The organism is Autumnicola edwardsiae (assembly GCF_031846505.1).
Taxonomy (GTDB): domain Bacteria; phylum Bacteroidota; class Bacteroidia; order Flavobacteriales; family Flavobacteriaceae; genus Autumnicola; species Autumnicola edwardsiae.
In genome coordinates, this window is sequence record NZ_JAVRHP010000111.1 from 1 (window position 1) to 9,856 (window position 9,856).

Annotated in this window: 12 protein-coding genes; 2 read left to right on the forward strand and 10 right to left on the reverse strand. The window is 36.7% G+C overall.

Going from position 1 to position 9,856, the window contains the following annotated elements:
• The 3 genes from RM529_RS14790 to RM529_RS14800 form a co-directional block, all read right to left on the reverse strand.
• Positions 1–707 (reverse strand): restriction endonuclease (locus tag RM529_RS14790; RefSeq protein WP_311485524.1); only part of this gene is annotated, 707 nt, incomplete at its 3' end.
• 50 nt (positions 708–757) lie between these two features.
• The gene (locus RM529_RS14795; RefSeq protein WP_311485525.1) at positions 758–1,567 is read right to left on the reverse strand and encodes a DUF2971 domain-containing protein; all 810 of its coding nucleotides are present in this window, start codon (positions 1,565–1,567) and stop codon (positions 758–760) included.
• Between the two features lie 192 nt (positions 1,568–1,759).
• Complete coding sequence (locus RM529_RS14800) at positions 1,760–1,891, reverse strand: type II CBASS E2 protein (RefSeq protein ID WP_311485526.1); 132 nt, start codon at positions 1,889–1,891, stop codon at positions 1,760–1,762.
• A 113-nt stretch (positions 1,892–2,004) separates the two neighbouring features.
• Between RM529_RS14800 and RM529_RS14805 the strand changes: the two genes are divergently transcribed.
• Both RM529_RS14805 and RM529_RS14810 read left to right on the forward strand, forming a co-directional pair.
• Positions 2,005–2,973, forward strand: a complete 969-nt coding sequence (locus tag RM529_RS14805) for a type IV toxin-antitoxin system AbiEi family antitoxin (protein ID WP_311485527.1) — start codon at positions 2,005–2,007, stop codon at positions 2,971–2,973.
• On the forward strand, positions 2,945–3,790 hold the full coding sequence (locus RM529_RS14810) for a hypothetical protein (RefSeq protein ID WP_311485528.1): 846 nt from the start codon (positions 2,945–2,947) through the stop codon (positions 3,788–3,790). Before RM529_RS14805 ends, RM529_RS14810 begins: the two co-directional genes overlap by 29 nt.
• Positions 3,791–4,162: 372 nt before the next feature.
• Here RM529_RS14810 and RM529_RS14815 read toward each other — a convergent pair whose 3' ends face one another.
• The 7 genes from RM529_RS14815 to RM529_RS14845 all read right to left on the reverse strand — a co-directional run.
• A complete protein-coding gene (locus RM529_RS14815) occupies positions 4,163–4,609 on the reverse strand; it encodes a DUF6730 family protein (RefSeq protein WP_311485529.1) in 447 nt (148 codons plus the stop codon).
• Positions 4,610–4,628: 19 nt separating this feature from the next.
• Positions 4,629–5,495: a relaxase/mobilization nuclease domain-containing protein gene (locus RM529_RS14820; protein ID WP_311485530.1), complete on the reverse strand. Its 867-nt coding sequence runs from the start codon at positions 5,493–5,495 to the stop codon at positions 4,629–4,631.
• On the reverse strand, positions 5,492–5,788 hold the full coding sequence (gene mbpA / locus RM529_RS14825; RefSeq protein WP_311485531.1) for a mobilization protein MbpA: 297 nt from the start codon (positions 5,786–5,788) through the stop codon (positions 5,492–5,494). Before mbpA ends, RM529_RS14820 begins: the two co-directional genes overlap by 4 nt.
• Before the next feature lie 157 nt (positions 5,789–5,945).
• Entirely contained in the window at positions 5,946–6,806 is an 861-nt protein-coding gene (locus RM529_RS14830; RefSeq protein WP_311485532.1) for a DUF8464 domain-containing protein, read from the reverse strand.
• A gap of 193 nt (positions 6,807–6,999) precedes the next feature.
• A complete protein-coding gene (locus tag RM529_RS14835; protein WP_311485533.1) occupies positions 7,000–8,184 on the reverse strand; it encodes a VapE domain-containing protein in 1,185 nt (394 codons plus the stop codon).
• A 15-nt stretch (positions 8,185–8,199) separates the two neighbouring features.
• Positions 8,200–8,493: a helix-turn-helix transcriptional regulator gene (locus tag RM529_RS14840; protein WP_311485534.1), complete on the reverse strand. Its 294-nt coding sequence runs from the start codon at positions 8,491–8,493 to the stop codon at positions 8,200–8,202.
• Positions 8,494–8,904: 411 nt separating this feature from the next.
• The coding region (locus tag RM529_RS14845) for a T9SS type B sorting domain-containing protein (protein WP_311485535.1) at positions 8,905–9,856 on the reverse strand (952 nt) is incomplete at its 5' end.

The following is a 9,856-nucleotide window of genomic DNA, read 5'->3' on the forward strand; positions in this document are numbered from 1 at the left end:
GTGAAAGAGCCCGTGGTAAGAATTATTCCTTTTTCGGCTCTTCCTATCATTGCATTACGAAAATCTCCAACCTGAGCTCTAGACACAGATCCTTTATATCTTTTACATTGGAATAGCACTTTGAAACTTACGAATGGATTTATCTCTAATACTCCATAACCATCGATTCCTCCATCTTTAGATTTTTGGGTAACCTCGACATTTTCGAATCCATGCTCCCGGAGCAATTCTTTGCAAACGTTTTCAAAACCAAAGGGGGAAATAGTCTGGAGTACTTTGAGTAAGTTTGTCTCAGCTTTAATATCTATGGAGTCCGGGTCTTCCTCTTCCTGCTCTTCTACTACCTGCTTTTTTGATTTATTCTTTCTGGCCTGTTGATTAATCTCAACCCATTTTAAGAATATTTCATGGGCTTTTTCATAGGTTAGATGAGTATTCTTCCCCTTTTCTGTCAACTTCCAAGTACCTCTAATCGATGAATCTAATAAACCTTCCCAGATTAAGTATTGTCGTGCCCAGGCAACCTGGTTATGAAATCTATTAGGACCAGATTTGATTGTTTGGTTTAAAAACGCTTCCGAGAGATCTAAATCTTTCGAAATTCTATCGGAGACTTCTTTGGGTTTCCCTGAATAACCCAACTCTCGTAAAGCATCAAGTACAGGCCCAAACCATTTTACGAATTCTGCTTGTTTCTTTTTAGACATAAGTTTATCTACTACTTTTCAAATAATTACTTGTTTTTAGCTCTGTGATACTAGTAATTCATTTTTTTAAAATCTAACCACTCTTTTAGATCTGACTCTTTTAAGGGATGTTTTTTGGAATATTTTGAAATCATACTTTTATATTGTTGGAGTTGAAAGGAATTTAATCTAGGATTCGCTATAATGTCAAATTTCAGATTTTGAATTTCTGGAAGTTTAAATTTTAGTCCAGGTATGTCTAAAATTTCTTTTATAAATCCTACAATTCTATATTCTGTTTCGTGTTTAAATGAAAGATGCTTTCTAAATGCAGAAAATTTTAAAAGTGATTCTTTTTCCTTAAATAGCATATCATCATAATTCTGATATTTTACGGCACCTGCAACTATAATATCAAAATTACTTGTGGGTTTTTCTTGAATGTTAATTGATTCTTTAATAAGCTTTTGAAAATATTTTCTTTCAAATCGAATTGCAAAACCGGATTTGCCATAAATATCCCACATTGCAAAGGATTCAACGTCATTTAAAATCCAACAGTTTACAAATCGATGTTTTTGTTTTAAATGGAGACTTTTCTGTAAAGCTTTTAAAGCTGTATTGTTTTCTTGAATAATTTGCTCCCATCGATCATCACTAATATCCGGATTTGCATCGTCAGGTATTTTTAATGTTTTACTTCTGACTTTTAGTTCATTGATGTCGTAAGGTTCGATATTTTCAAGGTTATCTTCAAATTTATCTAAACGGGTTAGATAGATGCTACTTGATTCTAAAAAATCAACCAGTTTTTCGATTGTTACATATCTATAAACGTATTTTTCTTTAATTCCTTTAGTGTTATATGTATTCCAATTCATTTATAGTTTTTTGTAATTAATCTTTTGCTAACGGTCCAAAATATCGCAAGTTGTGGCGATTTTGGGCTGATAGAATTACCGCAATCTGATTACAATCTGCACAAATTTGCGCATTATAAGGGACTTTATTAAATTATTAGATTAACAATCCGGCAATATTTACATTATTCAACTACTATTTAATTTTAATACTTACTCATCAGAAACATAAGGTTCTAATTTTCCGTAAATTCCTTTAGCTTGCCACTTACCGGTGCCTGCCCAAATCTCATAGTGATATAACCATTCGCTGCTCCAGGGAATAATAGTATCGGCTATAAACATAGTGCTTTTCTATTCTCTGCCTTCTTCTCAAGTATAAAACAGGATAAATTTCATACATTTGTTCATAAATTTATACTGTTCACGAATCGTGAACAAATAAAAAACGTGAACAGATGGAAACAGAGATTGTTTACAATGCTTTGAAAAACCTGGAAGATCCCGGGCATATCTCCGGGCGATTTGAAGCGGGAGGTAAATTGGATGGAAAAATTAGTCTCCATTTTCCATACCGACCTTCATTAAGATTAGGAATAGAAATCAAAAAGGAGTTACGCCAGCATCAAATTCCCCAGCTTTTGCAAAGAAAGCAGGAGTATGGGAATTTTATGCTGGTAGCGGGAAGATTACATCCGGCAATAAAAAAACGCTTGCAGGAAGAGGAAATAAATTACCTGGAAGAGAATGGTAATATATTTATTTTAAATGATGGAACCTATGTTTTTATTGATACCAATAAACCTTTAAAAACAGTGCGAAGCAGCAGAAAAAAGGCTTTTACCAAAACAGGATTGAAACTGGTTTTTAGTTTTTTAATCGATCCTGAGTTAGTAAATGCCACACAAAGAACCATAGCAGAGAAAAGTAATGTAAGCCTTGGAACTGTGCCTAAAGTGATGAAAGCTTTAAAAGATGAAGGTTTCTTAATCGCCCACAAAAACAATTATCTCTGGGAAGATCGTAAAGCTTTATTAGACCGTTGGATTAACGATTATGAACAACAACTGAAACCTCAATTATTCAGGGCGCGTTATGAACTACGGAAAGATTGGCAAAATCTCCAATTAAATCCAGGAGAAACCCATTGGGGAGGCGAACCCGCAGGTGATTTATTAACAGGTTATTTAAGGCCGGAAAAATTCATATTGTATAGCAACGAGTCTCCGGTAAACCTGATGAAAAATTATAGCCTTAGGCCCAATGCTGAAGGAGAATTATTTGTTTATGAAAAATTCTGGAAAAGGGATTTCGGTCCTGCTGTCTCTCCTTTTCTGGTTTATGCCGATTTGATTTTAAGAGAAGACAAACGTTGCCGGGAAACCGCACAAAAAATTTATGATGAGTATATCCAACCAGTCCTATAAAGAACTCGCAATTCCTTATTTTAAAGAGGTTTTTGAAATTATCGATGAGATAATGCAAAAGCACCGGATCCCTTATTACTTAATCGGTGTTAATGCCATTGCTCTGGAATTATTAAAAGAAGGTATTAAACCCAGCCGGGGTACCAAGGATATTGATTTTGCCGTTATGATCTCTTCAGGAGAGGTTTATAAGAAGATTACCGATGAACTGGAAGAAAAGGGATTTACAAAAGTACAGGCACCCTGGACCTTTTATAACAATTCCTTTAATGCTGTGGTAGATGTGCTTCCTTTCGGCGAAATTGAACAGGAATTCACTCAGAATTTTAATAAACGCCAAATAGATCTTCACGTTGTAGGGCTTAAGGAAGTACTGACAGATTCACAGGAGGTATATATAGATGAAAAATTAGTGCAGATTCCTCCGCTGCCGGGAATGGTTATTTTAAAACTGGTGGCCTGGAGTGACAGGCCAGAAGACCGTGGGCAGGATCCTGGGGATATCTTAAAAATAATTAAGCATTATTTTAATTATAATTTTGATGAGATTCTGGAAAAACATAATGATGTTTTCCCGGCTGGCGAATTAAATGAAACCGCTCAATTTAAAATCGCAGCTCGGGTTCTGGGCCGAAATGCCCGAAAGTATGTAAAATCATCAGAAAGGTTGGAAAAAAGAGTCCTGGAAATCCTTGAAGAACATACCAAATCACCTGCCTCTTCCGATTTTTTAAAGAAATGGGCTAGCCTTGAAGATTGGGATCTTGATCTTGCTCAGAAAACCCTTAGTGAATTTAAAGCAGGAATTACAGAGTGAACCAGGGTAAACCGAATGAAGTGTCACTAATTATTTATTTAAGCGATCATTCTGCATACATAAAAATTTAAATGACTTTTCAGAAGTGAATGAAATTGATGGGTATTTAAAGTTTATTCAAAACTCATCAAATTACAATGTGTTTTAAATCCATAAGCTATTTAGAGCCCCATATCTGCCATAATCTTGCGCGTGGTTCCTGTGCTGTTTTTATAGTGTACGGGAAGTTAAGCGTAAAGTAAAAACAGCATAGGGCGCATACCACTTATGCGACAATATTTCCTGTAAATAATTACCTGTTTATAAGGCTTCCCGACGGATTTACTGTAAAAATTAGGATAATTTGCGACAAGGAAATTGTCATGACAAATGCTACTTATTTGCTTCCAGCCACTGGTAATATTCGTTCTTAATTTCAGGATTTTTTGAAAGATAATTTTCAAATAGTTCGCTTTCGGAATTCATCATTTGATACATTTCAAATTTTTCCTTCTCAGCTTTTGTGGCGGAAGATTTAAAATATCCTAATAGGCTTAACATTAGTATTCCGAAGATACCGAATAGAAGAAGCATATAATTAGGCATAAGCCGGGAATTTTTCAGTTTCTGGTCAATGCCTCTCAGCATATCATCCTTCAACCGATCATTCTCTTCCTGCTTTTCCAGGAAAGCGTTCAGGTTCTTTTCCAATGCCTCGGTGCTTATGGGAATACTCATTTGCCCAATTTCTCCGGAGAGTTTGCGCAGCTTTAGAATGGCCAGCTTAAAATCGGCCATTTCATCGGTCATCAGTTCCATGATCTCATCTAGTTTTTTCATAGGTTACAAAGTTTTAATATCATATTCCAATTCCTGTATCCAGCGCTCTTTTTATCACCTGTTTCACCAGGTCTTTGGCTATTTTAGTAGCCATATTGGAGCTGATTTGTACAGTCTTATCCAACAGCTTTAAGCTTTGAGGGATTTCCTTCAGCCTGGAATAACTTGTGTTCTGACTGATTTCGCCTATGAGCCGGCCACCGGTCATCGACCGGTGTACCTCACTTCCTTTTAGATTGGCCCCTTTATATTCAAACCGAAAGCCCTGCAACTGGTTAGACTTATTGATACTGGGGATGACCTTTACCTGGCAGTCTTTCATTTTACCGATATACTCATCTAAAGATTTAGGCCTGGATTCCAGTACCCGGTCGTTGATATATTTGATGGCCAGTCGCTGCACTTTCAATTCCTGCAATCTCTCCTGCTGTACTTCCCATACTCGTTTTAACCCTAATTCTTTGGCCACATTATCTGCTGCGATCTGGCTTCTTTTACCTATAAAGCTGTCTTTATAGACTTCTCCTTTTAGACTTATCCGGTTGGCATAAATATGAACATGGGTATGAGCTTTATCCCGATGTACAAAGCCAATGGTCTGGTTATTTTGCAGGTTCATTTCCTTTATAAATCTTTTAGCGATCTCTTGAAGTTCTCTTTTAGTAAGCTCCTTTCCGTCCTCGATGGTAGGACTGACAACAAAACTCAGGGTGTTGTTAATGCAACGTTCGTTTTGCGATTGAATGATCTTAAACTCTTCCGTAATTTCTTTGGGATTCTCCCCCGCCAGGTATTCCTTAAGTACTACCTCGGCATTCTTCTCCTGGTTCCAGCCATATTCTATGGAGGCCCCGGTACTTGCTATGGCATGTCCTTTCCCGATCATTTTCTGAAATTTCTTAAGTGCATCCTGATCTCTTCTGCGAGCTCCGCCACATCTTTGGCTAGCTTCGGGTTCCCTTTCTTAAACATATTGGCAATGCGGGCAAAGTTGTTTTTGTACTGTACCAGCATTTGATAGCTTTCCATCTGCTCCGGGCTTATCCGTTCTACAATGTTTTTCTCGAAAGCAGTGGATCGCAAATATTCGGAAAGGGAAATACCTGCCCTGGCCGCTCTTTTTTTGAGCAGCTTTTTCTCGTAGATCGAGCAGCGTATCTGGATGTATTCCCTTTTCATTTTTTCTTTTAAAATCTTTGCGACCTGCGGGAGTAAAGCAAGATTGTCATGACAATGACACATCTTGCTTTCCCTTCCGCAACTGCGATTGGTCCCTCTGAACCTACCCAATTCAAATTATCAAATTCAGTATAAGATTCAGTAGCCAATATTGTTTTTACTTTTTGCATTGCATTAATTTTTCATTGAGGTCTTTATAGTTTCTGAAGGAATTCCGTTCATCGGTAGCACACCTAAATAGTTTTAAAATCTTCGCTGTAGCTTGATCTCCCGCGGAATCATTATCGAGATACAGACGAATATTCTCATAATTAGTAAGATGTCCCGTAATTTTATTGGTAAATGCCAGAGAATTCAGGATGATAATATCTGATGCCTTTACCAGATCTTCCTCTAATATTATCAGGGAGAGAAAATCAAACATGCCTTCAGTGATCAATAAAGTTTTAGATTTCCTTTTGATAGAGGTATAGGATTTTGGAGAGCTGGAACCCTTGAAGTAGCTGTTTCGTAGTTCCCAGCCGCCTAGGTGGTTCTCTAAACCTATAGCGAAGTATTCCTTTGCGTTTACCCTATACCAGACTTCCCTGCAATAATCTCGTGCTACGTGATAGGTAATTCCTCTGGATTCAACATATTTTTTAAGGGCAGGATGTGAAATAAAATTAATCCGGGTAATTCTCATGTCCTTGTTTAGAATTTTTTTGTTTGGAATAGTATTCGGGCAAAACAAAAAATGAGAAACATCATGCGCTAAGAAGTTCATCGCTTCGCGGAATGAATAGGTTTTTAAAACCATGATCAGGTCTATAATATTTCCACCCTGTCCAAGTCCGTAGTCAAACCATAGGTTCTTTTTTAAAGAAACGCTGAAAGAGGCTTGTGTTTCTGACCGAAGGGGACTCAGAAACCAGGCTTCTTTCTCCGATTTTCTGGTGGGGTAGTGACCTAATTTTGCGAGTGTTTTTACGATGCAAATATTACGGGCGCTACTCCACGATAAAGATTTTGTGTTCATTTTTTCTCATTTTAATGACCCATTTACCCATGCCTTATGAATACTGGGACTATTTGCTTTTTCAGGTACTTTTTATAGCTACCCAATGACCCAAATCAGGTAATTGGGTAGATAGTTTTTTTAATCTAATGACCCCAATTCAAGCCTATATTCACAGGGGCTTATAGAAATTGGGTCATTGGGTAATTAATCTTTATAAAATTTCTGAAGGGGATGACTTAAATAAGGGCTTGATCAAATAACCATAAAGCCGGGATTTGGGTGGTTTTATCCTCTCGTAATCCAGCGCTTTCAATGCCCTTCCCATAGTGTACTTGTTCAGCCGGGGACTAATACAGGTTAACTGTAAGACTACTTCTGTAGTAGTCTTAAAATCATTAGGGTCAGTACTTTTAGTGTAGTATTTACATAAGAGTTCTTCCTCCATACTGGTTTCCCTATAAGTTTTATTTCTTTCCTCGTTCTCCACCATATCTTTGATAGTGAGTTCAGGATAAAAGTCTTCATCCACATAGGCTAAATAATAAGCCTGGGACCAGACTTTATTGATGTCAATCTTCCAGGAATAACTAAAGTCAATTTTTCCATCCAGTTCAAAACAAAGCCATCTTACAGAACCTGTTTCATCATTAAGAAAAGTGGCCCGGTTGGTAGAACCTATAAAACTACAGGTGCGGTAGAGGGTCGAATTTTTTCTGTCATAAGGAAGCCTTTCATTGATCATGGTTTTGGAGAAATAGGCTTTTAAAGCATTTATTTCTTTTTTTGCCAGAATAGATAATTCATCGAGGTTGATAAGAAAATTTCTGGTGAGCTGAATTCTGGCATCCTTATCCGTCGTCATATCTTCTGCAAAATATTTTGATAAAGTAGGAGGGCAGAGAAACCGGCACCAGGTTGATTTACCTGAATTCTGTTGTGAGTGAACCAGAACCAGACACTGCTTATTGAAGTAGTCCTGCTCCAAAGCACATCGTACCGTGCGCACGAGCCATTTTCTAAAATGATAAAGGAATAATTTGGATTCTTTTAGAGGTAGAAAGTTGGCCAGCTCCGCAATATGATCCTCTCCATACCATTTAGGAAGCTTTTTAAAATATTCCTCTATGGGGTTGAACTTAGGGATAAAATGAGAACGAAGGAAAATTTCCAGTTTAGCTGGATTCACTTCAATATTTGATTGCGCCAGTTCGATTAAAAAAGAATTGCTTTCCAGGATCTCCCACTTATTTTGATCTTTAAATGAGATCTGAAATTCCTGGCCCAGCTGATCAAAGCGGATATCATATTTTTCTACCATATATTCATTGATGGCATCATAGATGGTTTTCTTCTTTGGTTCTTTTACCCCGTATATTTTTTCATGATGAGATGACATACACATAAGATTATATTACCAGAATCGTTTTTTATTCTTAAAAGTATAATTTATAGCCTCGGCCTTTAAATTATCGCTGGATTTCCTCTGGTGAGATAGGAGCCATTCATCAAGTTTTTCTTTGGAGAAAAAGATCATCTTGCCCATTGGTTTAGAAAATGGGATCTCACCTCTTGCCGTAAGTTTGTATAAATAGCTTCGGGAGATGCCTGTATAATCACAGGCTTCTTCGAAATTGAGTACATTTTTGTTAGTGCGAACCAGCCTTTCAATACGGTCTAGTTGTTCCAGAATTTTTAGCTTTTCCATAATTCATTGTTTTAAGGTTTAAAAGGAGTAAAAGAGCCTTTATTAGTTGAATTCTGGAACCAATCTAAGAAGCGAAATTATCGATAGAGTATGCTTTACATGCTAGGTATGTAAAATGAATTAGAATGTATACAAGCGAGAAGGAGGGTATTTATAATTCGGGAGTCTAAGAGCGCTAATTTAGCGAATAGTAATTATTGGGGGGCAATTATAGTACAATCAAGATATGTTTAATTTTCTTCAGTTTAGACCAATTATTCCTAAGTGTACTTTTAAGTTAAAGCTATTCACAGGTTAATGGTAGAACCAATTATTTCTTCTTCGAAATATAGGTTCTATCTTTTAAGTGTTTATTATGAGTTTTATTTTCTCCTAGAAGTTTCTTTAGTTGCTAAAGATTAAATGAATGGATCAACGAATTAAACTAAAATGGTTTTTATAAATCTTTCCTTTGGGTAATTGAGCACTAAACCAATAATCATCTGCTGGCATAGATTTACCATTATAGGTTCCATCCCATCCTTTCGAGATAGAGGAGAGCTGTTTAAGAAGTTTTCCATAGCGGTCGTATATGAAAATATGGACTTCTGTGCCCTGGTCAATACCCGTAATTTGCCATAAATCGTTATATCCATCATTATTAGGCGTGAAATATTTGGGGTAATCTAATAAAGTCACCTCCTTTGAAGCTATTCCACAACCTTTTTTGTCTCGAGCGTAAACAGTATATGATCCACCTGTAAGATCTTCGAAATAATTACTATCAGTGTAATTGATCCCGTCAATGGAATATTCCAGATCAGCTTCTCCACTGGCAATAATTTCTATATAATTATCAGACGACCACTCTCTGAAGTTTATTTCTCTAATTTGAGGTAATGCCGACCTTGTCAATTTAAAAACGCGGGTTTCTTCGCATAAAATACCATTATGAAAAGTTCCAACTCTTAGAACATAATTGCCTTCTTGCTCAAGTAAAACCTCAGAAGTAGTTGAAAGAACTTCTCCATCCTCAGTGGTCCATTCCCACATGTCAAAATTTTCTGGAATTTTTAATTTTAGAGAAGGTTCCAGGCCACAAATGCTATATATATCCTGAAGATTTAATTCCTGTTTTTTGTTTACAACCAGGTGAAGCTGCGTTTCAGAAGAACACAAAGGATTTACTTCATCTTCTACTTTCACCGTTAATGTTTCAGACCGAGCCACTTTATTATGGTAAAACTCAGGAAGAGGATTAGAAAGGGCATTTCCGTTGCTATCATACCAAGAAATTTTTAATCCTGTTTGGTTTCCAACGATCTGCTGTGTCCAGGTTGCTGTACTAAAATTTGCAATTCCTCCTCCTTCATCACACGCGTAA

Excerpts from the sequence above, each read along its gene's own strand:
- RM529_RS14840 (WP_311485534.1), bottom strand. The coding sequence starts at position 8,493 with ATGGAAAAGCTAAAAATTCTGGAACAACTAGACCGTATTGAAAGGCTG.
- RM529_RS14795 (WP_311485525.1), bottom strand. The coding sequence starts at position 1,567 with ATGAATTGGAATACATATAACACTAAAGGAATTAAAGAAAAATACGTT.
- RM529_RS14810 (WP_311485528.1), top strand. The coding sequence starts at position 2,945 with ATGATGAGTATATCCAACCAGTCCTATAAAGAACTCGCAATTCCTTAT.
- RM529_RS14820 (WP_311485530.1), bottom strand. The coding sequence starts at position 5,495 with ATGATCGGGAAAGGACATGCCATAGCAAGTACCGGGGCCTCCATAGAA.
- RM529_RS14830 (WP_311485532.1), bottom strand. The coding sequence starts at position 6,806 with ATGAACACAAAATCTTTATCGTGGAGTAGCGCCCGTAATATTTGCATC.
- RM529_RS14800 (WP_311485526.1), bottom strand. The coding sequence starts at position 1,891 with ATGTTTATAGCCGATACTATTATTCCCTGGAGCAGCGAATGGTTATAT.
- RM529_RS14815 (WP_311485529.1), bottom strand. The coding sequence starts at position 4,609 with ATGAAAAAACTAGATGAGATCATGGAACTGATGACCGATGAAATGGCC.
- RM529_RS14835 (WP_311485533.1), bottom strand. The coding sequence starts at position 8,184 with ATGTCATCTCATCATGAAAAAATATACGGGGTAAAAGAACCAAAGAAG.
- mbpA (WP_311485531.1), bottom strand. The coding sequence starts at position 5,788 with ATGAAAAGGGAATACATCCAGATACGCTGCTCGATCTACGAGAAAAAG.
- RM529_RS14805 (WP_311485527.1), top strand. The coding sequence starts at position 2,005 with ATGGAAACAGAGATTGTTTACAATGCTTTGAAAAACCTGGAAGATCCC.